General features: G+C 62.4%; 28 protein-coding genes. 10 read left to right on the plus strand and 18 right to left on the minus strand.

Going from position 1 to position 26,279, the window contains the following annotated elements; genetic code table 11:
- Nucleotides 1–24: 24 nt before the first annotated feature.
- The 5 genes from ACXPWS_RS16485 to ACXPWS_RS16505 form a co-directional block, all read right to left on the minus strand.
- The gene (locus ACXPWS_RS16485) at nucleotides 25–939 is read right to left on the minus strand and encodes an ImmA/IrrE family metallo-endopeptidase (protein ID WP_458707690.1); all 915 of its coding nucleotides are present in this window, start codon (nucleotides 937–939) and stop codon (nucleotides 25–27) included.
- Entirely contained in the window at nucleotides 936–1,343 is a 408-nt protein-coding gene (locus ACXPWS_RS16490) for a helix-turn-helix domain-containing protein (RefSeq protein WP_458707691.1), read from the minus strand. The genes ACXPWS_RS16485 and ACXPWS_RS16490 overlap by 4 nt, the downstream gene beginning before the upstream one ends.
- A 201-nt stretch (nucleotides 1,344–1,544) precedes the next feature.
- Entirely contained in the window at nucleotides 1,545–1,829 is a 285-nt protein-coding gene (locus tag ACXPWS_RS16495) for a type II toxin-antitoxin system Phd/YefM family antitoxin (RefSeq protein WP_458707692.1), read from the minus strand.
- A 58-nt stretch (nucleotides 1,830–1,887) separates the two neighbouring features.
- Entirely contained in the window at nucleotides 1,888–2,040 is a 153-nt protein-coding gene (locus ACXPWS_RS16500) for a hypothetical protein (RefSeq protein ID WP_458707693.1), read from the minus strand.
- Nucleotides 2,041–2,044: 4 nt separating this feature from the next.
- Nucleotides 2,045–2,902, minus strand: a complete 858-nt coding sequence (locus ACXPWS_RS16505; RefSeq protein WP_458707694.1) for a hypothetical protein — start codon at nucleotides 2,900–2,902, stop codon at nucleotides 2,045–2,047.
- A gap of 980 nt (nucleotides 2,903–3,882) precedes the next feature.
- On the opposite strand from ACXPWS_RS16505, the gene ACXPWS_RS16510 reads away from it, so the two are divergent.
- The 6 genes from ACXPWS_RS16510 (at nucleotide 3,883) to ACXPWS_RS16535 (ending at nucleotide 12,599) form a co-directional block, all read left to right on the plus strand.
- Nucleotides 3,883–6,030 carry an ATP-dependent nuclease gene (locus tag ACXPWS_RS16510; protein WP_458707695.1) on the plus strand — a complete coding sequence of 716 codons (2,148 nt, stop codon included), beginning with the start codon at nucleotides 3,883–3,885 and terminating at the stop codon, nucleotides 6,028–6,030.
- A complete protein-coding gene (locus ACXPWS_RS16515; protein ID WP_458707696.1) occupies nucleotides 6,027–7,904 on the plus strand; it encodes a UvrD-helicase domain-containing protein in 1,878 nt (625 codons plus the stop codon). Before ACXPWS_RS16510 ends, ACXPWS_RS16515 begins: the two co-directional genes overlap by 4 nt.
- A 1,225-nt stretch (nucleotides 7,905–9,129) precedes the next feature.
- Nucleotides 9,130–10,326, plus strand: a complete 1,197-nt coding sequence (locus tag ACXPWS_RS16520) for an acyl-CoA dehydrogenase family protein (RefSeq protein ID WP_458707697.1) — start codon at nucleotides 9,130–9,132, stop codon at nucleotides 10,324–10,326.
- A gap of 60 nt (nucleotides 10,327–10,386) precedes the next feature.
- Nucleotides 10,387–10,818 carry a type II toxin-antitoxin system Rv0910 family toxin gene (locus tag ACXPWS_RS16525; RefSeq protein ID WP_458707698.1) on the plus strand — a complete coding sequence of 144 codons (432 nt, stop codon included), beginning with the start codon at nucleotides 10,387–10,389 and terminating at the stop codon, nucleotides 10,816–10,818.
- A 117-nt stretch (nucleotides 10,819–10,935) separates the two neighbouring features.
- Entirely contained in the window at nucleotides 10,936–11,895 is a 960-nt protein-coding gene (locus ACXPWS_RS16530; RefSeq protein ID WP_458707699.1) for a fumarylacetoacetate hydrolase family protein, read from the plus strand.
- A gap of 14 nt (nucleotides 11,896–11,909) precedes the next feature.
- Entirely contained in the window at nucleotides 11,910–12,599 is a 690-nt protein-coding gene (locus tag ACXPWS_RS16535) for a VOC family protein (protein ID WP_458707700.1), read from the plus strand.
- 187 nt (nucleotides 12,600–12,786) lie between these two features.
- Here ACXPWS_RS16535 and ACXPWS_RS16540 read toward each other — a convergent pair whose 3' ends face one another.
- Together ACXPWS_RS16540 and ACXPWS_RS16545 are read right to left on the minus strand one after the other, a co-directional pair.
- Nucleotides 12,787–13,491 carry a TetR/AcrR family transcriptional regulator gene (locus ACXPWS_RS16540; RefSeq protein ID WP_458707701.1) on the minus strand — a complete coding sequence of 235 codons (705 nt, stop codon included), beginning with the start codon at nucleotides 13,489–13,491 and terminating at the stop codon, nucleotides 12,787–12,789.
- Nucleotides 13,492–13,933: 442 nt separating this feature from the next.
- Complete coding sequence (locus ACXPWS_RS16545; protein WP_458707702.1) at nucleotides 13,934–14,380, minus strand: MarR family winged helix-turn-helix transcriptional regulator; 447 nt, start codon at nucleotides 14,378–14,380, stop codon at nucleotides 13,934–13,936.
- Nucleotides 14,381–14,499: 119 nt separating this feature from the next.
- On the opposite strand from ACXPWS_RS16545, the gene ACXPWS_RS16550 reads away from it, so the two are divergent.
- A complete protein-coding gene (locus ACXPWS_RS16550; RefSeq protein WP_458707703.1) occupies nucleotides 14,500–15,516 on the plus strand; it encodes an NAD-dependent epimerase/dehydratase family protein in 1,017 nt (338 codons plus the stop codon).
- Nucleotides 15,517–15,558: 42 nt separating this feature from the next.
- Here the strand turns inward: ACXPWS_RS16550 and ACXPWS_RS16555 are convergent, their stop codons facing one another.
- Both ACXPWS_RS16555 and ACXPWS_RS16560 read right to left on the minus strand, forming a co-directional pair.
- Nucleotides 15,559–15,984: a tautomerase family protein gene (locus ACXPWS_RS16555; RefSeq protein ID WP_458707704.1), complete on the minus strand. Its 426-nt coding sequence runs from the start codon at nucleotides 15,982–15,984 to the stop codon at nucleotides 15,559–15,561.
- Nucleotides 15,985–16,402: 418 nt separating this feature from the next.
- Nucleotides 16,403–16,975: a TetR/AcrR family transcriptional regulator gene (locus ACXPWS_RS16560; RefSeq protein ID WP_458707705.1), complete on the minus strand. Its 573-nt coding sequence runs from the start codon at nucleotides 16,973–16,975 to the stop codon at nucleotides 16,403–16,405.
- Between the two features lie 87 nt (nucleotides 16,976–17,062).
- Between ACXPWS_RS16560 and ACXPWS_RS16565 the strand changes: the two genes are divergently transcribed.
- Nucleotides 17,063–18,061 carry an amidohydrolase family protein gene (locus ACXPWS_RS16565; protein ID WP_458707706.1) on the plus strand — a complete coding sequence of 333 codons (999 nt, stop codon included), beginning with the start codon at nucleotides 17,063–17,065 and terminating at the stop codon, nucleotides 18,059–18,061.
- A gap of 39 nt (nucleotides 18,062–18,100) precedes the next feature.
- Here ACXPWS_RS16565 and ACXPWS_RS16570 read toward each other — a convergent pair whose 3' ends face one another.
- The 8 genes from ACXPWS_RS16570 to ACXPWS_RS16605 all read right to left on the minus strand — a co-directional run bounded on the left by ACXPWS_RS16570 (nucleotide 18,101) and on the right by ACXPWS_RS16605 (nucleotide 23,346).
- Nucleotides 18,101–19,405, minus strand: a complete 1,305-nt coding sequence (locus tag ACXPWS_RS16570) for an MFS transporter (protein WP_458707707.1) — start codon at nucleotides 19,403–19,405, stop codon at nucleotides 18,101–18,103.
- A gap of 73 nt (nucleotides 19,406–19,478) precedes the next feature.
- Nucleotides 19,479–20,405, minus strand: coding sequence for an alpha/beta hydrolase (locus tag ACXPWS_RS16575; RefSeq protein ID WP_458707708.1), 927 nt, complete (start codon nucleotides 20,403–20,405; stop codon nucleotides 19,479–19,481).
- A gap of 221 nt (nucleotides 20,406–20,626) precedes the next feature.
- Nucleotides 20,627–21,190: a TetR/AcrR family transcriptional regulator gene (locus ACXPWS_RS16580; RefSeq protein WP_458707709.1), complete on the minus strand. Its 564-nt coding sequence runs from the start codon at nucleotides 21,188–21,190 to the stop codon at nucleotides 20,627–20,629.
- Nucleotides 21,191–21,312: 122 nt separating this feature from the next.
- The gene (locus ACXPWS_RS16585) at nucleotides 21,313–21,858 is read right to left on the minus strand and encodes a DUF5994 family protein (protein ID WP_458707710.1); all 546 of its coding nucleotides are present in this window, start codon (nucleotides 21,856–21,858) and stop codon (nucleotides 21,313–21,315) included.
- A 33-nt stretch (nucleotides 21,859–21,891) separates the two neighbouring features.
- Nucleotides 21,892–22,290 carry a hypothetical protein gene (locus tag ACXPWS_RS16590; RefSeq protein ID WP_458707711.1) on the minus strand — a complete coding sequence of 133 codons (399 nt, stop codon included), beginning with the start codon at nucleotides 22,288–22,290 and terminating at the stop codon, nucleotides 21,892–21,894.
- A 156-nt stretch (nucleotides 22,291–22,446) separates the two neighbouring features.
- Nucleotides 22,447–22,626: a DUF6131 family protein gene (locus tag ACXPWS_RS16595; protein ID WP_458707712.1), complete on the minus strand. Its 180-nt coding sequence runs from the start codon at nucleotides 22,624–22,626 to the stop codon at nucleotides 22,447–22,449.
- 41 nt (nucleotides 22,627–22,667) lie between these two features.
- Entirely contained in the window at nucleotides 22,668–22,841 is a 174-nt protein-coding gene (locus tag ACXPWS_RS16600) for a CsbD family protein (protein ID WP_458707713.1), read from the minus strand.
- On the minus strand, nucleotides 22,828–23,346 hold the full coding sequence (locus ACXPWS_RS16605; protein WP_458707714.1) for a hypothetical protein: 519 nt from the start codon (nucleotides 23,344–23,346) through the stop codon (nucleotides 22,828–22,830). Before ACXPWS_RS16605 ends, ACXPWS_RS16600 begins: the two co-directional genes overlap by 14 nt.
- A gap of 149 nt (nucleotides 23,347–23,495) precedes the next feature.
- Here ACXPWS_RS16605 and ACXPWS_RS16610 point away from each other — a divergent pair, with 149 nt between their 5' ends.
- Complete coding sequence (locus ACXPWS_RS16610) at nucleotides 23,496–24,224, plus strand: TetR/AcrR family transcriptional regulator (protein WP_458707715.1); 729 nt, start codon at nucleotides 23,496–23,498, stop codon at nucleotides 24,222–24,224.
- Nucleotides 24,225–24,264: 40 nt separating this feature from the next.
- Entirely contained in the window at nucleotides 24,265–25,386 is a 1,122-nt protein-coding gene (locus ACXPWS_RS16615) for a fatty acid desaturase family protein (protein ID WP_458707716.1), read from the plus strand.
- Here the strand turns inward: ACXPWS_RS16615 and ACXPWS_RS16620 are convergent.
- A complete protein-coding gene (locus tag ACXPWS_RS16620; protein WP_458707717.1) occupies nucleotides 25,375–26,265 on the minus strand; it encodes a DMT family transporter in 891 nt (296 codons plus the stop codon). The genes ACXPWS_RS16615 and ACXPWS_RS16620 overlap by 12 nt on opposite strands.
- Nucleotides 26,266–26,279 lie beyond the last annotated feature (14 nt).

The following is a 26,279-nucleotide window of genomic DNA, read 5'->3' on the forward strand; positions in this document are numbered from 1 at the left end:
CGGCCCGGTTAGCGGGTCGCCAAATCAGCCGTGCGAGTGCACGACTCGAACTTGCGGACTGCGGATGTGCAGGCGCGATACCGGCCGAATCAACACCCACCGCAGTCGCAACGTGGCGCATTGCGCCACGAAATTCGTGCGGCCCCGCTGGGTGTCGAGCGCGAACTCGATCTCGGTCTGATCCAGTCCGCTCGAGAGATCCATGGCCGTTGCGACGAAGTGAAACGCCGCGGGGGTCACGTGGCTGGGAAACAGGTCGGTCACTTCACCGAACCGGTCACGGAAGGATTGTGACTCGACGCAGTGGGCCGCGAAGAGCGGCAACCCGGTCCGGCCGCCGCGCTGGGTGTTGAATTTGCCGAGCGCCAACAACGCCATCGCGCGATTGGACTGGGCGACGTACTGCCGTATCGCGGCGTGCCCGGATGCAGCGAATCTGGTACTGAGGTCGAGCGGTACGGCTAGCGACGGTGGACGCGAATCGGCCATGTTCGTGAACCGGTCGATGCCGAAAAGCAGCTGCGCGGAGAACGCGTTCGCCTCTTGCTCGAGTTCTTCACGTGCCGCTGGATGAAGCGTCGAATCGTCATCGACGTAGGCGCCTTCATGCCACGGCAACGCACGATGGCCGAGTTCATGGCCATGAGTGAACCGCCGACGATGTTCAGGCAGCTCCGGATCCAGAAAGATGGTGTTCTGCCCGAAGCCCAGGACTCCAAGTACACGTGCACTGTTGGATCGGATTCTGTTCAGCAGTGAGGCGAACCTCTGCGGGACGACATCGCCGGCTTCATAGAGATTCTCGGCAGGACTCAATCCGATGGCAGCTTCCACGTCCGCCAACGGAACAGGCAGCGTGTCGAGCGCCCCCGCTACACTCAATGCCCCCCGGGCGTACTTGCGCACGTCTGCCATCGAGGCCACCACGATCGCGCTCATGTGCGGTGCTTCTTCCGGGACTGCAGAAACGCAAGGTACTCGCGCAGCAACTGCTGATCCTGCTCATCGAGTTCTTCCAACGCGCGCAACGGAACACCGGCCACCATCTGACGTGCGACGGTTGCTTCCGAAGAGGCAGGTAACCGGTTACCGGCTCTGGCCATCAGATCCTCGTACTTGATGCCATAGACGTTCGCGAGATGAAAAAGCACGTGCGCCGACGGGCGCTCGACCACACCAGACTCGATCTGACTGAGATAGCCATTGCTGACCGCTCGATCAGTGGCAGCCTCCACCGCTCGTAATGTCATGCCCAACGCCCGACGGATCTCGCGCAAATAAGCACCCAGGCCCACGGTCGCTACACCATCAACGCCGGGCTCGTCCAAGGATTCATTGCGCACCACTACACCATCTTGTCTAGCAATGCTCGATCTGGCAAGCATTGCGTGAAACTGTTGCCCATTCACCACAAAGCCACAGTCAAGCGTTCATCGGCGGTGTAGCTGATGCCGATCATTGAATCAAAGGACGGGCCATCCTTCGATCAACGTCCAGCCGAACGGGAAGTCCTCCTGCATGCATCCGGGCGAAGTGAATCCTCCTCACTCCGAGCCGTCGGCCATCTTCGGGGGCTCGGAGAAGGACTTGCCGTATCGGCCCGATACCAGCAGACCAGCTTTGTCCCGGGCGACCGCTTCCATGAGCCCGCGCGCATTTTCCAGCGATCGCAGCAGGTAGACCGTTTCCAGCCACGAGTCATAGTCGTCGGCCGACATCAGCACGGCATCACCGGCTTTGGACGTGATGCGTACCGGTTCGTGGTCGGTGTTGACCTGCTTGATGAGCGCCAACATTTGCTGCCGCGCTTGGCTTGCGCTGATTGTCATCGCGGACACCTCACTAGTAAGGAATCTCTGTACTCGTAGTACGCAGGGACGAGGCACATCACGCGGGGCCGCCGATCGACAACGGGTCCTCACCGATGCTGCGCGGACCAGCAACACCAAACTGGCGGGCAACCGCATCGAAAGCGTCGCGCGAGTCGTCGACGGCGGCGTGGCGCAGGCAGCCCGGCTCCAAATCCAAGGCGTCCTGCACCCGCTCACCAGCATCCTCCACGCCCTCGCCACTTGACCCACTTGTCGCCGAGTTCGGCCTGAATGAGGGCCTCCAACAAGGTCCCACGTGGATTACCGTCCAGGCTGAAAATGGCTCCGTACTCTCGGCGCAAGGTCCGCACCGCCGGAATCAGCAGGAACTTCACCGCCGCAGGATGCCGCCACAAATCCGGGCAGATGGTGATACCCACACACTGTAGAACCAGGCGAGCTTCGTTCGGCGGCAGCGACGTCGCCGCCAATGCTGCCGCGATCTGGTCGGATGCCAGACTCACCGCGGCAGGTACCGCCATCTCCACAATGACGTTCGGCATGCCCTGGCGCGGATAGAGCACACGGCCAAACATCCCAACATCCGGACGAGGGTCGGCAGTCGCCAGCACCCGACGAGGCGGTGCGACGGCGATCGCCGCGATCTGCGCCGCCGTCGGCGCGGCCGTGTTCCTCATACACACCGACGCGGCCGCCAGCATCGATGACCAGAAGTAGCCGCGGGTCCTATGATCGGTGACAGCGGCGGCCGCGGTCAGCGCAGTTTCAAGGGCGCCCGCGACCGTCCACCAGTCGTCACGCGCCCGTAGGTGATCACCCAACGTCAGCCAGGGACCAGTCCGGGCGGCCCGATGCACGCCTGCGAGCACGTCGCGTAACGTGACATCAACGATCCGCTGCTCACGCTGGGTGTTCTCCTGCGCGGACGCCGGTGCCGTGGTCCACGGCTGCCAGTTCCCGCGTCGCACGTTCTGCCCGGACGATGGGTCACCGAAGTCGCAAAACGCCGATCCGAACATCTTCTCGAGTTCACGCGCTGCGTCGGCGCTGGTGAGTCGTGGTTCCAGCATTGCATCGAGCACATCGCACTGATGGATCAAGCTGAGACATGGACACACGCAGCCGGGTTGAGAAGCTTTCTCGCAGTTGGGATCATGGGACTGCGGCGACGGAGTGGGATGGCTCATGCGGGTACCTCCTGGGACGGCATGCCCCCAAGCGGTCGTGCGGTGTGACCGCCCCTCCCAGCGCAACCGAGCCTCATTCGCCTCATGATGTGTTCCTCCCGCCCCACGATCAAACGCCATCGGATTGCCGCATCCCTGCGTTCTGTCATGATGCCCTCGTACCCCGACAACGTCTGTGACGTCTCGGCGGAGACCACCGCACGCCTCCCTTCGGCGTTCGAGCGCGCTCGAACACAGCCCCGGATCCCTCCCTGGAGGATGCTGCGGCAACCCCGGTCCTCGCCGGATCCAGCCGGTTCCTTCAGCGAACTGACGATTCCGGAAGTGTGGCGTCGGCGGTAATGGGAATGCTGGTGACACCGAGAGCTGGTACATAAGGGCCATGACATCAAAATGAGCTGAGCGCTCGATGACTTTCTCACCGTCGAAGATGTCGACGCCGACCGCGTGCCAGGTTGCCGTCCGGACCGTCGGCTCGACCACAAGGTACCTGCCCGAGTGGACACCGCTGATGCGCGGCAGCGTCACGCCGGTGTTGTTCTCACCGATCTGCTGCTCGAGGCGGGTCTACGACCAGAGAAGCTGACAATCAGCGACTTGCCCAACCGTCGACGTGAGGTCGGCTAAGTGCGGGCTTGAGGATTTCCGAACCTCATCCCATCATCGACCTATCATGCACCGCCTCCCGCGGCACGGCACACACTATCGAATCGCCACCCCGAAATTGCGCTACAGGTTCACGTGACTATGTAGGCTGCAGTCCGGCTTTGCAGTCAAAGGGTCTGCGATCGCTTCGGGGAGATAATCAGATGCATATCAAGTGTTTTCGCGTTCAGAACTTTCGGCGGTTGAAAAACGCACTAGTGTACCTGGAGGACGAGCGCACGATCTTCGTTGGCGCCAACAACAGCGGCAAGACATCGGCCACACATCTGTTTCAGATGTTTCTCGATGCTGAGCAGCGGACGCCATTTCAGATTTACGACTTCACCGCAGACTGCTGGGCATTGTTTGACTCTTTCAACCCTGAGACCGGAAATCCCGACGCAGAGCTCCCCAAGATTATTTTTGACCTATGGTTCCATGTTGACGATGACAACCTGCACAGGGTTGTTGACCTCCTACCCAACCTCGACTGGAACGGCGAACCCGTCGGCCTCCGGATGGTCTACTGCGTCCGCGATGGCTCACAACTCGTCGCCAACTACGCCGAAGCGCGCGCAAAGGCCGAGCGTGAAGCTGGAGACAGGCAAGGATCCTTCCGCCCATGGCCGCAGTCTCTGTCGGAATATCTGAGCAAGCGCTTGCAGCAAGAGTACGAGATCAAATACTTTCTGCTGGAGGCCAACCAATGCAACGAAGATCTGCAACCGAGGGAGGACTACACCCCGTTTCCACTCGGAAACCAAAGCAGCGGTGGCTCAAAGCTGATCGACTCCATCATCAGAGTGGATTTCCTTAGTGCGCAACGACACCTCACGGACGCAGACTCGCGTGGCAGAAGCGAAGACCTGTCCAAACGGCTCAGCCGGTTCTATGACCGAAATCTGCAGAAACTCGACATCGACCCCGAGGCGCTCGAAGTCATCACAGACTCCGAGGCGCGGCTCAACGACCATTTCGCCACCGTCTTCGGACCTACCCTCGACCGGCTTGGTCAGATTGGCTACCCCGGAGTAGCCAATCCGCGCCTCGTAGTAAAGGCCTCCTTCAACCCTTACGGAATACTCAGCACCAGCGCGAAGATTCATTATTCGATTCCGGTGACAGCCAACGGCGAAGGGCCGAGCGAGCACATGCTGCCCGATCAGTACAACGGCCTCGGATTCAAAAACCTCATATACATGGTTGTCGAAGTGCTCGATTTCCACCAGAGGTGGACCGATATCGAGCGAAATCGCCCGCCGATCCATCTCGTCGTCATCGAAGAGCCGGAGGTTCACCTCCACGCACAACTTCAGCAGGTGTTTATCCGGAAAATCTTGCAAGTACTGCCAGAACCCGAACCTGAATTCCAAACTCAGCTGCTAGTCACAACGCATTCTCCGCACATCATCTATGAAAGCGACTTCACCCCGATACGGTACTTCTGCCGATCGACATCATCAGCCGGCTTACCTCTCACCGAGGTCAAGAACCTCTCCAAGTTCTACGAATGCGAAGAGAAGACAACACGTGAATTCCTCCAGCAATACATCAAGCTGACGCATTGCGACCTATTCTTCGCCGACGCCGCTGTGTTGGTCGAGGGCAACGTCGAGCGGCTGCTTCTTCCGCTGATCATCGAACGATTCGTGCCGGAATTGAAATCATGCCACCTGACCATTCTCGAAGTTGGCGGAGCTTTCGCGCACAAATTTGACAAGCTGCTCGCATTCCTAGGGCTTGTCGCACTGGTGATTACCGACCTGGACAGCGTCAAGGCGACGTCACCTGGCCAAGCCGACACGGACGAAGACGACATCGACGAAGCGGACACAGACGAAGGTGCAAAGGCTAAAGCGTCATGCCCGGTGCACACCGACGGTGCGATGACATCGAATCAGACTCTGAGGCAATGGCTTCCGAAGGCGAGCAGCATCGCCGACCTTCTCGACAAGGATCCGCAGTCAAAGACCTCCTCAAACGCCGCGGGGCAGATTCGCGTCGCCTACCAGACCAAAGAGACCGTCAGCTGGCAGGGTTCGTCAGAAGAGCGCGCCGGCCGGACATTGGAAGAGGCATTCGCGCTGCAGAACCTGGAATGGACGCAGTCGGCGGAGGGTAAACATCTCGGACTGCGGATCGACAAAGCAACCGGTAAGTCGGTCAGCGAGCTACACGACGCGCTCTACACGCGAGTGAAGAATTTTGACAAGACTCAGTTCGCGCTGGGTGTGATCAGTGCGGTGGAACAGCAATGGGAGTGTCCTGCGTACATCGTCGAGGGGCTCACCTGGCTAGTCGACAAGCTCAAACCTCTTGAGCTCCAGGCCATCAACGGTGCTACACAAGCCGAGGCCACGGTATGACAGCGAGAATTCTTGCCCCAGACACCGACGCCGACCTCAAACTGCGATCGATCCTCGATCAGGACCGACTAATCGGATTCCGGGTCGTCGCGGGTGCCGGCTCAGGAAAGACAACCTCGCTGGTCAAGGCACTGGCGCACGTCACCAAGACCCGTGGCCCCACCCTCTCGGCAAAGAGTCAACAGATCGCCTGCATCACCTACACCGAGGTCGCTGCACGAGAAATCCACGAAGAAATCGGGAACGATCCCCTGGCCTCCGTGTCAACCATTCACAGTTTCCTGTGGTCACTGGCTAGACCGTTCCAGAAGGACATCGCAGCCTGGGTGGTCGCACACATCAAGGATCAAATCGCCGACCTTGAGCACCAGCAAGAGAACTTCACGTCTCGTACACGCGAGACGACCAAGGCGAACATCGCTGCGGACATGGAGAAGCGGCAACGCCAACTCGTCGCAGTCCCGACAGTGCGTCGCTGGAACTACGGCATCGGAGGCGATTACTCGCGGGGCCAACTCGGCCACACAGACATTCTGAAGATGGTTCCCGCGATGATCCTCGAACACGACCTCCTCGCACATCTTGTCGCCCAGCACTTTCCGTTTGTCTTCGTCGACGAGAGCCAGGACACCAACTCCGAGGTCGTGGACTGCCTCAAACAAATCTGCGCCTTAGCCGACGGAAAGATGTGTCTGGGATTTTTTGGCGACCCCATGCAGCAGATCTATCCACAGGGTGTGGGGCCTGTGTCATTGGAACCCGGATGGCACAACATCGACAAGCCCGAGAATTTTCGCTCATCACGGCGAGTGCTGGCCTGCGTCAACGCCGTTCGCGCTCAAGGTGACGCCGTCCAGCAAGTCACCGGCCTCGGAAGCTCCCAATCTGAAGGACACGCCTTCTGCGTCGTGCTGCCGGCCGACGACAACCGTACCGAGGCACTCGAGCGTGTGCGCGAATGGTTAGACCAACGCAGCGCCGCGGGTAACTGGACGCGTAGCGCCTCCGACGGCGGCTCGAAAATTCTCATGATCGTTCACCGGATGGCCGCCCGCCGCCTCAGGTTCGACGCCCTGTTCGCGGCGTTTAGCGACAACGGGTCCGCCAGCCTCGGAGAGGCATTCGCAGAAGGTAACGCATGGCCACTCACGCCATTTCGCGACGCAATCATTCCACTGTGCCAGAACACCGGGACAACGACGGCGGCTTTCGTCTTGGCGATACTGAAAGACCAAAGCCCGCTGTTGGCGGCCGGCCGAGAACAACGGCAAGTCCGATCCGCATTGGCCGCGTGTCGATCTGCGGTCGAAGAGCTCCGAGATGCCACGCGACCCGGCGGGGACGCAACCCTGGGTCAGCTGCTCAGGCTCGTCGGGGATCACCAACTGCTTGAACTCGACCCTCGACTGGCCGCGTACTTGTATCCGGACGGAACTCACAACGACGTGGTACTCGGCGAGAGCACCAGGAAGGTCTTGGATGCGATGTCCCAGTGTCGATTTGACGAACTCGCTGGCTACTACACCTACGTAAACCAGGAATCGCCCTACTCAACGCAACACGGAACCAAAGGCTCGGAGTTCGACAGGGTTCTGGTCGTGCTCGACGACGAGGAAGGCAAGTTCCACCAGTACTCATACGACAAGCTCCTCGGCATAAAGCCACTATCGCAAACCGATGTTGACAATCAGGCCGAAGGAAGAGATTCCGCGATAGAACGGACTCGCCGACTGTTCTATGTATGCGTCTCCAGAGCGAGACAGTCCTTGGCGGTGGTCCTCTTCGCGAAGGATGTGACCAAGGCGGTCAATGCGGTGAATCAGTCTCTGATCGGAGGGCATTTCGATCTGCTAACCGCGGAAGATCTGGGGTGACCGCAGTCTCTCCCCAACTGCGTCCACCAGGCAAAGACATTGGCCGAAACCGCACCCACCCCCAGTTCAGGGCACTCTGAGGCCAGCCGCTGGGTGCTCGTGTCGGCGAGATGAGCTTTCACGGAGGACTGTCGACACAAGTCGTAGTCACACGGGGCGATCCGCCGTACTGCGGACCCGTCAGGACTTGTTCGCAGAGCTGTAATCGCCACAATGTCGGCAGTCACGGAGTATTCGTTTCACCGAGCTAGAGACGCACCATTTCCACGGTGACTGCACCGAACCGACGACTCTCCGTTCAGTTGGCGGCCCGGCGCTCTCATGTTTTTCTGGACTCTGTCCGTCACTCTCAGTTTGTTGCGGGTAGATAGCCACGCCTCAGTCCACGACCTGCTGAGAGCACCCAGGTCAGCGAGCTCTCCTACTGTCAACCAGTCCTGAATCGGACAGGCGCGGCGGCGGAATCCACGACGGGCCGACAGTGCCGCCGGTCCGGCCGGTCCGCAACGCCGGACACACGACCGTGATTTGTCAGCGGTCGTGTCCCGCCCGCATCCACGGTCGGCAGGTTCCTTCGCCGGCCCAGTGCCCCTTCAGGGCGGCCCACTCTCGAAACGTCACAGTGACGAATCATCCCGTGTCTGCCCCGCGCCCCATTCCTTGAAGCGACTTCGTTGATGGTGGATGACTCGCGGGACGACTACCAACTGCAACGCCACTAGCCCAGCCGATTGATTCGTCACCGTGATGTTCGGCCACTCGCAAGAACATCCCAGTGGCAAATTGTTATGTCCCGCCGGGTCATTGATCATTCTGTGTGCGACGTCGGATTCGACCTTACGAGTGGCGTCGCAGCATTTCTCTCACGTGCCCAGTGAACCGCGTGACGAACGCCGAATCGTTTGCGCCACGGCAGGTTGCGAGCTACGAATGCGGCTGCTTGTCCTCGTTGTTCCAGGACTATACAAGTTCGTTGACTTTTGGTCAATGAGTTGACGTGAGGCGTGAAAGCTGGACGGCGCTCAAGTGCCCACTGCCGAGCCGCAGGTTTTCGCGACTACTGCACCACACCCATTTCGTTGACTCAAAGTCAACGAGCCGCTACATTTGGCGAAAGTTGCTGTCAGTGCGATCGCACAGACCATCTCCGGCCTCCCCGCCACACAGTCACCCGTACGACATGGACCACCGTCCACCGACACCACCAATCGATGGGATACACGCAGTGAGCACCCTCAATCTTCGCAACATCGAGACCGTCGAGGACGTCAAGGCCGCGATCCGGGATATCGCCCCGCTGATCAAGGCCAATGCCACCGAATCTGAAGTGCAACGGCGTGTTTCAGAGGAGACGATCGATGCGCTCAAGGCAGCGGGCGCTTTTAGGATCGCCACCCCCCGCAGCCACGGCGGCCTCGAGACCAGCCTGCGCGACATGATCGACGTGTCAGCGCTCATCGCTGAGTCGGACGGAGGCGCAGCCTGGGTGGCGACCTTGTCGAACATCAATGCCTGGGTGGGCGGGATGAATGGCGGCAAAGCCGCCGACGAAATGTGGGCCAGCAGCCCCGACACCATCATCGCCGCTGTCGTAGCCCCGTCGGGGACCGCCCGCGCCGTCCCCGGCGGCTACCAGGTCAGCGGGACGTGGGCGTATTCCTCGGCCAGTCTGCAGGCCGACTGGGCCGGCGGCGGCGTGTACCTTCTCGACGACGATGGGGAGGTCATCGATCAAGGCATGGTGTCCCTCCCTCGAGGCGACTACCGCATCGAGGACACTTGGTACGTCGCCGGAATGCGGTCATCCGGCAGCAACACCGTCATCGCCGAGGACGTGTTCGTGCCCGAACACCGATATGGCTCGCTGCTACCAGTCATGATGGGGACCTACCTCGACGATCATCCCAACTCGGCGTTCTATCGGTCAGCCATCGGGCCGATGCTGGTGATGGTGTTGGTAGGCCCGCAGCTCGGATTGGCCCGTGCCGCATTGGACCTCGTCATCAGAAAGGCTCCGAACAAGTCGTTGGCCTACTCGACGTTCGAGCGGCAGGCTGATTCGGTTGCGTTCCAATTGCTGATCGCCGAAGCGGCGATGAAGATCGAAACCGCGCATCTGCATGCCTACCGTGCCGCCGAGGATGTCCAGCGCTACGCGACAGAAGGCGTCTTCCCGGAGATCGCCATCCGCGCCCGAATCCGCGCCGACGCGGCGGTAGCACTGCGAAACGTGAACGAGGCCCTCAACACTCTGCTCGATGCCAACGGGTCCGGTAGTTTCGCCGAAGTCAATGTCATGCAGAGGATCTGGCGCGACTCCAACGTCGCCGCTCGCCATGCCGTCATTCTCCCGCAGGTGTCGATGGAGACGTACGGAAAGGCCTTATTGGGCATCGACGACCACATCACCCAGATTCTCTGAGCAGTAGACCAGCGTCAACGAAACCTCCTTACCGACCCTACTTTTGGAGTTCTGACAACCATGGCCAGCATCGAGACCTCGAAGACCATCGACGCGTCGCAAGCGCATGTCTGGGACGTCGTAGCCGACCCCCGCAAATTCGAGAAGTGGAACACATTGCACACCCGATGGGAGGGAGATGCACCGATCGAGTTGGCGATGGGCTCTGTAGTCACCGAAGTGGTGTCGATCATGAAAATTCCCAACACCGTTACCTTCACGGCCGTGGCCTTCGAGCCTCCGCATCACGTCACCTTGGAGGGTAAGGGCACCGGTGGAATGAAAGTGTCGTTGACGTTCTCGGTGAAGCGTGAGGATGACAACAAGGCCGTCGCCAGCATCAAGGTCGAGGTCGCCGGTGCACTGCTGTTCGGCCCCATGGGCAAGCGCATCGAAAAGAGCCTCGTCGCCGAACTCGATGCGTCTTTGGGCAACATCGCGCAGATGGTGTAAGTCTCCCCTGCCAAGCTTGCGCGTCATCTTCGAGATATGAGACCACGCCGCTCAGAGCGTCTTCGGCCGAAGTGTCGACAGGTCGCCAGCAAGCTCCACCAACCCGAAGGAGAACACATGGTCGTCCACCTCGTTCGGTACCGGAACGACCAACGCGTCGCATGGGGCGTTCTCGCCGGCGGCGCCATATCGCCCCTCGACGGGGACTACGAACGGACGGCAGACCTGATCGAGCATGGCGAATCGGACTGGAACTCCGCCGCAGCAAAGCCCGGTCACCTCCCCTACACGGAGGTGCAACCGCTCTCCCCAGTCACGACGCCGTGCCGCGTGATGTGTCAGGGAGCCAACTTCCGTCAGCACGCCATCGAATCCGGTATGAATCCCGACGAGCGGGCGTTCAATTTGTTCTTCGACAAGACGGATGCCTCCGTCACCGGGCCGCATCAGGCGGTCACCCGCCCGGCCCACGTCGCACTGCTCGACTATGAGATCGAACTTGCTCTGGTGATGCGCCGACAGGTCAGCACACCCACCACGATCACGGTCGAAGACCTGCCCGAGTACATCTTCGGCGTCACCATCGCCAACGACCTGTCTGCACGCGACGTGCAGCTACCACAAGGGCAGTTCCTCAAAGGAAAGAGTTACCGCGGTTTCTGCCCCACCGGACCGGTGCTTGCCGTGCTCAACCCCAACGAGTTTCCGTTGCTCGACGACCTCGATCTGCGACTGGACGTCAACGGCTCACCGCGCCAGTACGATAACACCGCCAATATGATCTACCGGCCCGCCGAAACCCTCACGGAGCTGACCCAGTTCTGCAACTTGAGCCCCGGTGACCTACTGCTCACAGGTACCCCGCACGGGTGTGTTGCCACCTCGCCGCCGGCCCTGGTCCGCCGGCTGGGCACCGCACTGCTGCCCGAAGACAAGCTCTGGGCATCCTTCATCAGGATGAACAAACGCAAGCCGTATCTAAAGCCTGGTGATGTAATCAACGCATCGATCCGCAACTCAAGTGGCTCAATCGATCTCGGTACTCAACGGACCACCATCATCGCACCGTCCGCCTAGAGAGGAACTGCTCGATGAGCGCCACCCCCAGCCCGCTGCAACCGTCGACCCCCGAGGCAACCGACGAGAAGATGTCAACTCCCGACCTGGACCCGTTGTCCGACCGGGTGGTGCCCGCGTTCATCGCTCACTGGGTGGTCAAGTCCGCCCGCAGCAGGGAGATGATCGATTGGTACGGGCAAGTCTTCGGTGCCCGTGTCGTCCACGAAGACAACCGAATTGCTTTTCTCACGTGGGATCACGAGAGTCACCGACTCGCGCTGGTGAAGCTACCTTCGCTCCTGCGCCATGTCTTCGCATTGGCCCGACTACGGCGCAAGACCTACGGAATCGACCATCTAGCGTTCACCTTTCCCTCGCTGAGCCATCTTCTGCTGACTTACGAACGATTGAAGGGCGTTGACATCACGCCCGTCTGGTCGATCAACCATGGTCCGACCACCAGCCTGTACTATGAAGATCCCGAAGGTATTCGGCTGGAATTCCAGGTAGAGAACTTTCCCACCGCTCGGGAAACGGCTGACTACTTCAACACCCAAGAGTTCGCCGACAACCCTATCGGCGTCAACACAGACCCGGACTACCTGTTGGAGCGATTACGTGCGGGCGCCGAGGAAGCCGAACTCCTCCGACGAGGCGCCGGCACCCGCCCAGGGACCAAGCAGCGGTCCAATAAGCGAACCATCACATGGAAAACCCTGTGAACGCGATCACCGGCGAGCTCGATCACACCCGATGCGGTGTTATGTTGGAAAGTATACTGGCACAGTGTAATTCACGTATATCGGTCCGCCGTTCGGCCGGCACGCCGAAGTGGCCATCCGCCTTGCGCGGCTAATCCTCAGTAGCGAGCTGGACCGACATCCCGCCCTGCACCTCCATCGGAACCGGTCAGGCCCGCCGAACCCGCTTAGCCGAAACCCGCTTCTTCACCGCACTCGGCCGAGGCCTGCTCTCTTCGAGGGAGTCGATAGCCGCACCGACATTGAGGTTCGCATCCAATGTTTGCGCACCTTTGAGCGCCGACACGGCGATAGTGATGAAGCACTCGACCATGGTGTCTACATCGAAGTGGTCCTCGTGGTTGAGCCAGTAGACCGCGGCCTCGTCGATCGCGGCCACCGCGGCACGTCCCATCATCGTCCACGCCGGGGTCGAGGGATCAATTCCGAGTACGCCGGCAGCACCGTCGAGAGCCCGCGATCGTGCGGACTGAAACACCTCGTAGACCTCAGGATCGCCACTGCCACCTCCGAGGACGCGACGCAGCGCCAGCCCACGGTGAGTAGCGAGATACCGCAGGTGTGCCGAAAAAGCGTGCCGCAACTGTTCAGCCGGCGCCAGCGTGGGATCAACGATGAATGCAGCATCCAACTGGATGGCAACCTCGCGCATGGCGGCCAGATAGATGCCGCGCTTGTTTCCGAAATAGTGGAACAACAGGCCGTGCGCTACCCCTGCACCCTTGGCGATGTCGGTCACCGCGACGTCGTCGTAGTGGCGGTCCGAGAACATCTCGATGGCGGTGTCGATAAGCCTCTGTCGCGTCTCGGCGGCCTGCGCCGCACGAGTCGTGCCACTTCGCTGATTCGGCATCGGAACCTTCCGGCAGGCCCTGCGGCAACTCGCCTGGCGCGCAGGTGATGCTCCACCTTATCGGATCCACGTTCATTGAACGGAAGTCATTGATGCTAGACGCCTAGCTGTGATCGGCGCACACGATAAGGCCTATCGGCGAGATTTCGTCGCTATCGCCAGTTTGCTTGCCAACGGTCAACCCGATCGACTGGACCCAGTTGACGTAACTCGTGATTCGATGCGCGGAGCTTTCGCCGCGTTCGCCACCGATCACGAAGCCGCGTCGATCCGGCGCTGTTGACCCACCTGGAATGTGTTGTGCAAGGCCACACGGCAATGGACCTGGGGCGCAAGTGAACCCTGGTCTGAAACCCCCAACTCGTCAATGCGACAACCAGTGTCAATATCCGCCGTGAATTCGCTCGACGTTTACTGCCCGGTGCTGCGGCGTAGCAATGACCTAGTCCTGGCCGCTGAGGATTGACATCATGTCGATCAGGTCGGGCCAGCGAGAACGCGGTAAGACGGAGAAGAGTTCGTCGGCGGCGGCCCGATAGGCCCGCAGCCACGACTGCGATTGCTGAATCCCCTTCGGGGTGGCGATCACTCGGGTCACCCGCCGATCGCTGGGGTCTTCTGAGCGTGTGACAAGACCTTCGCGGACCAGCGCCTCGAGCAGCGTCGAGGCCGTGCCCTGGGCAATGCCGACCGCTGACGCGACATCGGTGACGCGGACCGGACCCAGACGTGCGACCTCGACCAACACTCGCGACCGCGGGGTCGATACCCCGCCTTCACCAAGGTGTTCGTCGAACTTGCGAGTCAGCACCTTGCCGGCCCTGCTGAACGCATCGGCGAGTTCCTCTGCCGAGGGTCCTGCGCCGCCACCAGGTCCATCTGCTGCCACGTTGACTCCTTACACGCTCGATCTTGACATGCATTATGCATCCATGTCGATGCATTGACATCAATACATCGATCTAGATACATTGGGGGCGATGTATCCAAACTGACGAGGAGTATTTCATGCGAGTCTTCCTGACCGGCGGCAGTGGCTTCGTTGGACAACACCTAATCCAGAGCCTGCGCGCACAAGGGCACACCGTGCTCGCCTTGACCCGCTCCGCTGCCAGTGCGCGCACGGCCGCCGACGCGGGCGCCGAGCCCTTGCCCGGTGACTTGGCCGACCTCTCGGGCCGCGAAGACTCTGCGGCTCCCCCGGCATGGTTGAAGAATCTGAACGAGGTCGACGCCGTCGTACACGCCGCGGCGCGCATGGCGTTCTGGGGAACCGACGCCGGTTTCCGCGCCGACAACCAGGAGCCGACGGTCGCGTTGCACGCGGCTGCGGCCGCCGCCGGAGTGTCCCGGTTCGTCCTCATCAGCGCAGCCAGTGTGTCCACGGGTAGCCAGCGCGCCGCCATCGTGGACGAGAAGACCGACAACGGCAAACCCAACATCGCTTACAGCCGGGTCAAGCTAGCCACTGAAAACGCGTTGCGCAAGACCGCAACCCCAGCGATGACCCTGGTCGTCCTGCGCCCGCCGTTCATTTGGGGCGCCGGCATGACCACGATCAACGAAATGGCCGAGCTGGTCCACAAGGGCCAGTGGATGTGGATCGACAAGGGCCGTCACACCACGGACTTCGTCCACGTCGACAACCTCGCCGACGCCGTCGTGCTCGCCCTCGCCAACGGTCGCCACGGTGCGCAGTACTACGTCACCGACGGCACGCCCATCCCTATCCGCGACTTCTTCACTCCCCTGCTGGCAACCCAGGGAACCGACGTGTCGGGCAGCCGCAGTGTCCCGGCGGGTCTCGCCGCACCGGTGGCAGCGATGATGGACGCCACCGCTCGCATGCTCCGTCGGCGCACGCCGCCGCCATTGACCAACTGGCTGGTCAGCATCATGGCCCGGGACCGTTCCTACGACATCACTGCCGCGCGCACCGATCTCGGCTACCGGCCGCGGGTCACCCTGACCGCAGGACTCGACGAGATGACCCACCGAAAGAACGTCTCATCGGACCACAGTTGACAACCGCAAGCGTCTCCTAGCGCCCTCAGATGCGTGGTCGGTCTAGTTGAGACCCAGTTCGGTGAGGCGTTCGTGATTGGCGTTGAACCAGGCCTCTTCCTGACCTGGTGCCGGGAAGATCAGGCCGGCTTCCATGGCATTTTCGGATGGGACCTCGCGCAATCCCAGGATCAGTTCGGCTTCGGGTTGCCCGGTGATGGCCGTCCACATCGTAGAGAGCGCGCGCAGCAATTCTTGGCGGGTCTCGACGTCGCGCCCATGTCGGATGTCGCCGCCGATCACCGAGTGTGAAGACGGTTGCCCGGCGGTGAACAGCCGCCCCTCGGGCGCGTCGAGGAACAGCACGTTGACGAATGCCGCTGGCGCGCCAGTGGTCTCGCAGTGGATGCGGGTGATCTCTTTGGCTATCTCGGCACGCTTGTCGGCGGTCAGGAGCTCCGGTCGGGTGACGCACTGGTAGATGGGCATGGGATGAAACTCTCCTTTTAGCTGGCGGCTACAGCAGTCTGCTGCTCAGTTCTTGGTGTGGGTGAAGGCAGAAACCGAGATCGATCGGCGTCGTTTTGAGCAGTGTGGAACGCAACGGTGCGACGTCGGATCGAGTAGTGCTCGCGCACAGTCGAATTCGATGAATGGGAAGCAGAGGTTGCCTGGGTGAGCGGTGCGGTCCGGTGAACTGGCGTCCTCTTTGACCCCGTGGCGGGGAGTCGAGGGTGAGGCGGCAGACGGAGCCCGGCGTTCTGGCCAGCAAGGCATCCCTCTCTCAGCGGCGCCGGAATGCATGGCTGGGCGCAAGTGGGTAGACCGATTGATCTACTTCAGGCTAGTAGACCGATTGATCTCATGCAAGCGCAACTGAGCTGGAGTTGCCGTGCACCTGCGAGGGCTAGCGAGTGGTTTCCGCTCCCAGGCCCGAGGCGAGGAGTTGGCCAGTCACCCGCACGAGGTCGTCGTCGGAGGCGCTCGACACTGCGCGCAATTGGAGGAAGTGCCGGGCGACCGTGAGGCCGAGGATGCTGCTGACGACGATGGCGGCGCGAAGCTCGGCGTCCGGGCCGCCGATGCCTGCGGCCAGGTTGCCGATTCGCTCGTCGAGGTGGAGCCGGACCGCTTCGGAAGCCTGCGGCGCGGTCAACATCGATCGGACGAGCGCCCGCATCTCGGGGGGCAATGCGGCGGCGCGCACGGTGAGCACGTCAACGAGATGATCTGCGGCTTCCTCCGGTTCGCCGGGCGGGAGTTGGATTGCAGCGGTAAATAGCGCCGACTTGGATCCGTAATGCTGCAGGACCAACGACGGGTCGACGCCGGCCCGGCGGGCAATGCCTCGCACCGTGGTGGCCTCGAAACCCTGGTCGCCGAACTCCAGTCGCGCCGCCTCGAGAATTCGGGCCTGCGTTGATGCGCGACGGGCCGCCCGGCTCGTCGTGGGCTTGGAGACCGCGGCGCCTTCGTCCATGGCTTCACTCTATGCGCGTTGAGCGAAGCGTTCGCTTGGGGTACGGTTGACTCAACGCATGATGAGTGAAAGGCAAGGAGCGCCCGCTTGTTGATCGCCATCGAAGAACACTGGATGCCCCCTGGCGTCACCGCTGCGCTGAAATGCCTGCCCAAGCCAGACGAAAGCCTCGCCTTCAACGACATGGGCAACCACCAGCAGCGTCTCGAAGACCTCGACGAGCGCCGGATCGCGGCGATGGACGCCCAAGGCATCGACATCTCGATCCTCGCCCTGACCCCGCCCGGAACCCAATCGCTCGCCCCCGACCAGGCCAGGCTCCTCAGCAGCGCTGCGAACGACACCGCCATCGCAGCGATCAGCAAGCACCCGACTCGATTCCGCGCCCTCTCGACCCTGCCCATGTCCTCCCCCAAACACGTCGTCGACGAACTCGTGCGCGCCAAGGACCTGGGCCACGTCGGCGCCATGGTCTACGGCCGTTCCGGCGACCGCTTCCTCGACGACCCCGAGTACGACGAATTCTTCGCCGCCGCAGCAGAACTCAATCAGCCAATCTTCATCCACCCGCAGATCCCCTCCGACGCCACACGCGACGCGTCCTACCGCGGCCTCGGGGACCTGACCGATCTCGCGCTGGGCACCTTCGGGTGGGGATGGCACCTCGACGCCGCACTCGCTGCACTACGCCTGATCCTCCGTGGGACCTTCGACCGACACCCCGAACTGCAGATCGTGCTCGGCCATTGGGGCGAGATGCTGCTCTTTTGGCTCGACCGCGCCGATGGCCTCTCCCGCGTCGCCGGTCTGCAACGGCTTGTCTCCGACTACATCCGGACGAATGTCCACGTCACCGCTTCCGGAATGCTCAACCCGGCGCTTCTCCATCACGTGCTGTCGGTGACCTCCGTTGATCGGCTGATGTTCTCCACCGACTACCCGTTCCAACACCCGACGCAACACGAAATCGATTCGTTCCTCGGACACTTCGCCTCCGACGAGGACCGACAGAAGTTCTCCTTCACCAACGCGGCGACGCTTTACGGCCTCGACACAGGCGGCCTTCTCTGCCGGCCCACCCTGTAACCACACCATCCACCATGGAAGAGGTGGGTTTCCCTTTGCTCATGATTTCGCCGGCGCTGTGGTCGCTGTCGGCGCGTCGGCGCCGCTACGCAGTCGGGTAAGGACGCTCGTGGCGGCTCCGGCCAGTGCCACCGCGGCCACGGCGCTCAACGCCAGCGGCATCGACACCACCGACAGGCCACCCGCGAGGGCGGGGCCGATCGAGCTTCCGCCGTAGAGCATGAAGTTGAACAACCCTGCGGCCGCGGGACGATCGCCGGGTGCGACCAGGTCGTGGACGCGGCCCACGAGGATGACTTGCGCTGCGGCGAAGCCGATGGTGGCCAGCGCGACTCCGGCGGCGACGAAGATCGGCAGCGGTTGCCACCCGGCCAGCAGGGCTGCAATCGCCGTGAGCACCCCGAGTAGCGCGGTGGTCTGCCACAGTGGTTGACGGCGGCGCCACAGTGCGGCGAGGGCGGGCCCGGTCAGGATCCCGCACATCGCCGCGGGCAGCAGGAGCAGGCCGGTCTGCAGCGGCGAGACGTGTTGGCGAGCAAGCAGTTCTGGCGCCGTGCTCAACACTCCGTAGTAGCCGGCGAAGAGTGTCAGACCCACCACGGCCCCCGACAGCAGCCCCGGTGCGGTCACGACGCTGCGGGGAACGAATCCATCTGGATGACGGCGTACGTGGTGTACGAGCGCAGCTGCTGCACAGATCGCCACCCCGGCGATCACGAGCAGAACGGGTGTGCCCAGGTCAGCCGACGCGCTGTGCAGCAGGGCGATGGTCGCTGCGGCCAGCACCGACAGCAGGACGGCTCCGGTGGCGTCCAGGTGCTGGTTGCGATCGGCGTCACCGGGAGTGAGCCGCAGTGCGGGAACGAGCATCACCAACGCCACCGCCGGTATGGCCATCGATGCCCGCCAACCGAGACAGGCGGTGAGCAGACCGCCGATCAGGCTGCCGCTGCCCGACGCGGTGGCCTGGCATACTGCCACCGCCGCCAGGGCGGTGACGCGGCCTCGTCGATCCTGGGTCTGATCGATGCACCCGTAGACGCAGATGACCATGCAGCCGGCGCCGAGGCCGCCGAGCAGGCGACCTGCCACGACGACGGGGAGTATCGGTGCAGCGGCGGCGATGATCGATCCCGCCGCCATCGCCACCACGGCGAATCCCAGTGTGGCGCGCAGTCCCCACCGTTGTGCAAGGCGTCCACCCAGCGACATCGCCACCGCTGCGCCCAGTGACCACACCGAGATGATCCACTCGGTGGCCGAAAACGACACGCCCAACGCCGAGGACACCGACGGCAGGGCCACCGATGGTGCACCGACGGCAACCGAGACCGGGGCGGCCAACGCGCCCAAGACTATTCCGCTCCGCCGCGCCGAGACCACCCGCGAGCGAGTCGAAGGGACGGCGGCGGCCGCACTAGAGATTCTTCTCCTGAAGCCAGGTACGGATAGCCGAAATGTGGTCTTCTTTGCGTTCCAGCGGCAGCCAGTGTCCAGCGGGCATGGATGTCTCGGTGAGATCGGCGCAGGCCGCGCGCATCGGGTCGCCTTGACGGTTTCCGGTGATGCTGCAGATCTGATCGAAGTCACCGTTGACGAACAGCACCGGCTGCGACAGCCGGCCGCCGTCGGGCGCCCTACGCGCGTAGTCGATGTTGGCGTCGTCGTTGAGGTACCACGCGCAGCCTGGACCGAAGCCATGAGCCTGAAACGCTTGCAGAAGCGCCTCGAAGTCTGCTGGTGGCCAGAGATCCGGGTCCGGTTCAGTCGGCGGGGCGTGATGCGCGGCGCCGAACCGCCCGCCATTGCGGGAAACCACCGCGTTCGGCGACGCCTCGCCGACTCCTGCGGGGTTGCCCGGTCGGTAGATCGACGCCAGCGATGCAGCCAGGTCCGCATCGAGGTCGGCGACTGCTGATTCGAAATGCGTTGTGTAATAGCGGTAGTAGTCCCATTGGCCATCCGGATATTCATCGGCCGGATAGATCGTTCGGTCGACAAGCGGGACGACCGTCTGCACGGCATGACCCGCGGGGTGGTAAGCCAAGGACGTCAGCACGACGCCACGGCTGCGGTCGGGCTCGTGTGCGGCAACGTCGCCGGCGACGACGCTGCCCCAGTCGTGGCCAACCCAGATCGCGGGCTCGCCGCCAAGGTGGTCGTGAAGCTCGGCCATGTCAGCGACGACTTCTTCGATCGTGTAGGCGTGGTTGGCGGCCGGGATGGAGGATCGGCCATAACCGCGCAGATCGGGTGCGACACAGTGCCAACCGTCGTCGGCGAACGCGTTCATCTGGGCGCGCCATAGCAGGCTGATGCTTGGCCAGCCGTGGAGGAAGATCATCAACGGTCCGTCGGACTGTCCGCACTCGAGGTAGTGGGTGGTGTGACGAGGCGTGCTGAACGTGCGCGAGATCAACGGCGAGGCTGTGCGGGCAAGCATGGGACTCCCATTCAAAAAGCAATGATCTTTGCTTTTGAAGGTACGCCGTCGCCAAGAAAAAGCAAAGTTCTTTGCTTATGTGCGATACGGGCTGTCCCGGCGCCGCGCCGCGGGGCGATCGGTCAGCGCGCCATGGCCAGCACGTCGCGAACCATCCGCGGTGGGTAGTCGTGATCGACTTCCAAGGCGAAGGCGACGCGGTGATATAGCGGCGCGATGACGTGGTCGAGGATCTGCTGGACCGTCGGTGTCGGCTCTCCGCGTTCGCGGGCGCGGCGGACTATCTCCGCGGCCTGCTCGTGCCGTGTCTCCATGACTGGGCAACTGGTCACGATCTCCACGCGTGCTGACACCATCGCGCGCAGATAGCGGGTCCGCTCAGGGCGGGTGATGTCGGAGGCAATGACGTTCGCCCACGTCATCAGATCGTCCTCGAGAGATCCGGTGTCGGGCACCGATTCGCCTTCCCGCGTCAGAGCGGCGACCGCGACTTCTTCGAGGAGCGCATTGACGTCGTCCCAGCGTCGGTACAACGTCGTCGGGTTGACCCCAGCCCGTTCGGCGATGACGGGGAAGCTGATCTTGGTGGCGCCCTCCCCCACCAGTTGGCCGACCGACGTGTAGATCGCGGCCAATATCCGACTGGTCCGTCCTGCAGGGCGGTTCGCGGCTACGTCGTCGATCATGCCCACAAGCATACGCAAAGAACTTTGCTTTTCTCGGTGACGCCGTGCCGGTCGGACGGCACGGCGCTAGGTCAGACGAATGTCGAGCTTCGCCTCAGCGTCTCCCCTGGGTCCAAATCGATTCAGCTGCGCATCTGTACTGGATCCTGCAGGGTCGTCGTTCCGCCTTCTGATTCCCAGCGCTCCTGAGCGCTGAATGCCATTGTGCGCCGGCCCCGTTCGTGCGCGCTGGTCATAAGCAGTTTCGTGACGGTGCTAGCGTCTGCGGATTGCGCCGCGGCCATCATCGCGGTGTGAGCGTCGTCGGCGTCGGTGTGTGGCGGAAGCACCAGCAGCGTGATCCGATCCCCATCGAGTCCGATAATTTCGATGGTGTCTTCCGGTTGAAGTCGGTACCCGTCAAGATGCACCGTCATCTCTCCGGAGACGAACTTCCTTGGCGCTCTGGCCCATGCATTCAGGTCATACAACACGCGGTCGACGCGGCCGAGTCGCACCGAAAGGACTGCCAGCAGCGCTGGCAGCTCCGAGGTCAGATCGTCGGAGTGTGGCCACCACGCTCCGTCGACGTAACCGCTGCGTGGCCCCTTGGCCTTTAGTCGCAACCGTGGTGTGCGCGCAGGAACGGTGGAGCCCTGCGCGTTCTTGCGGGTCTCTTGCACTGTCATGGCTATGTTCCCATCTTGGCCGTGTACCGGCCCTTATCGGACTGGGTGTTCCCTGTGCCTGGCGGCGTCCGCTTCGGCTGAGTCGACGGCAGGGTCCACACTGTCGGCGCGCTTCCACTGCTCGTCGAGCTTCTCGCGCGAGTCCGAGGCGTCGCTTCGGTGGGCGGCGGCCCGCTGTAGCAGACCATTGGCTTGCGCTGCCTTGACGTCGGATTCGGCCTGAGCGGCACGGGCCCGGGCCGCGGTTTCGTCCGCCCAGGCTTCGCGCTGGCCAACGTCGCGCGCCTCCTCCTTGGCCGCCTCCCGTATCTCTTCAGCGGCGACGTGGCGACGTGCATTTCGTTTGTCCCTGGCCACCCATGCGATGGCTGCGATGAGGAGAATCGCAGCACACGCGACAAGGATGATCAAGAGGATGCTGGTGTTGGCCATATCGGCTCCTTCAATTTGGTTGTTCGGTGGTTCGGTACGTGTCAGACGCGACCTCGCCCTACCGCGAACAAGATGAATACAGTTGCGGCAGTGGGTAATTGACTAGCTGACTAGCCGGACAGGGTGGCCACATATCTGTTCACCCCGGCGGCAGGTCTAGTAATAGTGGCGACGCCCGCCGATGGCGTGCCCCGTCCGTCCCATGAGCATCAGCAGTAGACCGACGACCAGAAGGATGACCCCGACCACCAGAACGACGTGGGCGAAAGCGAATGTGGGGACAAGGCTGGGCAGCAGCAGGCCCAAAACGATGAGGATGATTCCGAAGACGATCATGATTGTTTACCTGATTTCGAGGTGAGTGGTGGGCAGCGGTGTCAGTGGCCGAAGGCGTCGGTGACGTTGTCGGCGGCTAGTTTCGTGTTGCCCTTGATCTGACCGACGCGCCCCTCCGCACGCAGTCGGGTGTTACCGGTGAGGCGGCCGAAGACCTTCTTCACGCTGCCCGTTGTTGCTTCGACCTTGTGGGCGATCTTTTTACCGACGCTCATCGTGGACTCCTTGCTTTCGTTGTTCGTGTTCCGGCGACCGCCGGGCGGTGACCACTGCCGACGTCCGACTGGACATGTCGCCGTGCGCGTCGGCCCGCGGATGTCGGCCGCCCGTCCAGCGGCCGAACAGGGTCTGTCTTGCCCGGGTTGCGATGGGTCCGGTGCTATCCGCGTCAGCTGCGTTCTGGCCATGTGCGAGCCGCTGGTCGCGTTCCAGATTCAAGAACGCAGTCTCGCGACGGGATCTGTCGAGTTCGTGCCGGGCGTCTCGCCCGCGTGCCGCGGTGCGCCGAGTTCCGGCCAGCAAGACACTCAATCCCAGCATGGCGATAGCTCCGACCATCATCCCGAACAGGAAGAGTGTGCCGGTAGATCCGGTCACGTGATAGCCGAGCACATTGACGTTTTCAGGAAGAAGGTGGTCCGGTCCTGAATTGGTCAGCACGCCGGTGAACCCCACGATCACCGCGGCGAGTAGAACGACCAATCCAACGATGACGATCATGGCAACGCCTCTATCCGCACTAGAAGTCCAGTCAACTCTTCTCGGCGGGCGTTGTCAACGCTGTAAGTCTACGATGTAGATATATGCTGTAGCGTCAGGTAATGGCAGGTCAGTGCGTATCAACCACAATGTGAGGGCGGTGTTCATTCATGACCCAACCACCGGTGGGTCCTTCCGGTCCGGACCTCCCCAAGGACGGCGAGGACGGGCCGATCACCCGCACCGCCGTCCTGGTCAAGGCTCTGGACATCATCGACCGGGAAGGTGTCGACGCGTTGTCGATGCGTCGCCTCGGCGAGGCGGTTGGGCGCGACCCGATGGTGCTCTATCGACACGTTCCGAACAAGGCGGCGGTCTTGGACGGGGTCGTCGAGCTGGTGTTCGAGCAACTGTCCCTGGATGTCGCGGCCACGGATTGGATTGCGGCACTTCGCAAACTCGGCCACGACTTTCGCGACCTGGCGCGCAGCCATCCCAATGTGGTGCCCCTGCTGGTTACCCGGCCACTGGCCACACCGCTCGGGATGCGCCCACCCGGGATCCTGCGGCACCTCGAGGAGGTTCTCGCCCTGCTGGCGGGGGCGGGATTCGCCGGAGCGGACGCATTGCATGTCTACCGGGCGTTGTTCGGGTTCCTCTACGGGCACGTACTGACCGAACTGCAAGAGATCGTCGAACGTCCCGAGGAAACCGATCACGTCTTGCGACTCGGGCTGCACCGACTGCCGATCGGCCAGTTCCCCAACATCCGTGATCTTGCGCCCACCTGGGCCTCGTACGACGGGCTGGCCGAATTGGACCGTGGACTCGACATTCTGCTCAGCGGACTGGCCGGCCGACTCGGGCTACCCGGCAGTGTGTCGCGCACACCGACTTGACCCCGCACCACGCACAGCACCACGAACGGATGTGACGACGATGGCTATCACACACGTCGCCGAGTATGCCCATCTGAGTCCGGCGGACCTCGAAGCGCTGGGAGCCGCCCTGGAGGCAATCCGTCACGAAATCGAGGATTCCCGCGGTGCGCAAGACCGCGCATACATCGAGCGGGCCATAGCGTTTCAGCGGTGCCTGGATCTCACCGCCCGGGTGATGATAGCGCTCAGCCGCGGGAATAGCGGATGTGCGCTAGGGGCGGCCACCCTGGCCGCGGCCAAGAGCATCGAGAACATGGAACTCGGTCACAACATCTGCCACGGTCAATGGGATTGGATGAACGACCCCGAAATCCATTCCAGTACTTGGGAGTGGGACATGGCCGGCGTCTCGGCCCAGTGGCAGTACGCCCACAACTACCGCCATCACGTGTTCACCAATGTCATCGGTATGGACGACGACTTGGGATACGGCATCATGCGGGTTACCCGTGACCAACAGTGGCGGGCGGGCAATCTGTTGCAGCCGCTGCGCAACATAGTGCTGGCCGTCTTGTTCGAGTGGGGGGTCGCACTTCAGGGCTGGGAGAGTCAGCTCAAGAGCACAGCGACTCGTCAAGGCAAGTCCGCTCTCACCAGGGCTCTGGTAAGTAAGATCGCTCGGCAGGCCGGTAAAGACTATCTGATCTTTCCGGCGCTGAGCCGCAACCGGTGGCGCCGCACTCTCGCCGCGAACGCGGCCGCCAACTTGCTGCGCAACATGTGGGCGTATGCGGTGATCTGCTGTGGCCATTTCGATGACCACGCGCGCAAATTCGCCCCCGAGGTCCTTGCAGATGAGAGCAGGTCCGAATGGTATCTGCGGCAGATGCTGGGCACGGCGAACTTCCAGGCTGGTCCGGTGCTGGCGTTCCTCAGCGGAAACCTCTGCTACCAGATCGAACACCACCTGTTTCCCGATCTCCCGAGCAATCGTTACAGGCAGATTTCCCGACGGGTTCAGTTGGTGTGTGCGCGGTTTGGCCTGCCCTACACGACCGGTCCGCTTGGCCGCCAGTATCTACGCACGTTGCGTACGAATTTTGCACTTGCCCTGCCGAATCGGTTTCTCGGCCCCGATCATGAGCAATTCGGCCGGGAACCGGTCTTACTATCTCGCTGAATCTCCCTCCGCGCCAGTCGGTTCCGTGTCGGAGTGCCGCGTGGCCAGCACCGAGCCGGCCAGGATCAGCGCCAGGCCGGCCACGTTGAACGCCGTGAGCGGCTCGGCAAGGATGACCACACCGGCCACCAACGCCACCGCCGGATTGACATAGGTGAACACCAGCGCGCGGGTGGGCCCTACCTCACGTATCAGCGCGAAAAACACGATGAAGGCGAGCGCCGTGCACACCACAGCGAGCAGCGCAGTTGCGATCAACACTCGTGTGCTGGGAACCGTTGTGGGCCATTGCAGTGCCGCCGGCACGGCGTACACCAGCGCCGCGAAGGCGAGGCAGCTCGCGGTCAACGGCAGCGATGGCACCTCGGTCAGATGCCGCGCGGCGATGAGCGGGGCGATGGCATAGCACAACGCCACCAGCAGCACCTGGGCGATGGGCCAGGCTCCCCCGCCGGACAGGCCGGGCCCGGCCAGCACCGCTACACCGGCGAGCCCGACCGTCAGCCCGGTCAACCGCAGGGCACCGAGACGATGGGTGCCGCCGGTGGCTCGGTCCAACACCACGGCAATGATCGGTGAGGCCGCGATGAGCAAGCCGGTCGTCGAGCTGGTGAGGTGGCGTTCGGCGTTGGACAACAGCAGCCAGGCCGCGATGATCTCGAAGAACGCAAAGGCCAGCAGCGGTTTCCAATGCGCGGCGACGCTGCGGATGTTGGTGCGCGAGAGCGCAAGGGGAACCAGGATGACCGCGCCGATGAGCGTGCGGGCCAGCACCAGCACCGGAACCGAGAGACCTTCCAGCGCAATCTTGATCAGTAGGTAGGGAATGCCCCAGATCACGCTCATCGCGGCGAACAGCAGCCAACCCCGTGTACTCACCGAATCACTAAACC

Source organism: Mycobacterium sp. BMJ-28 (assembly GCF_054404835.1).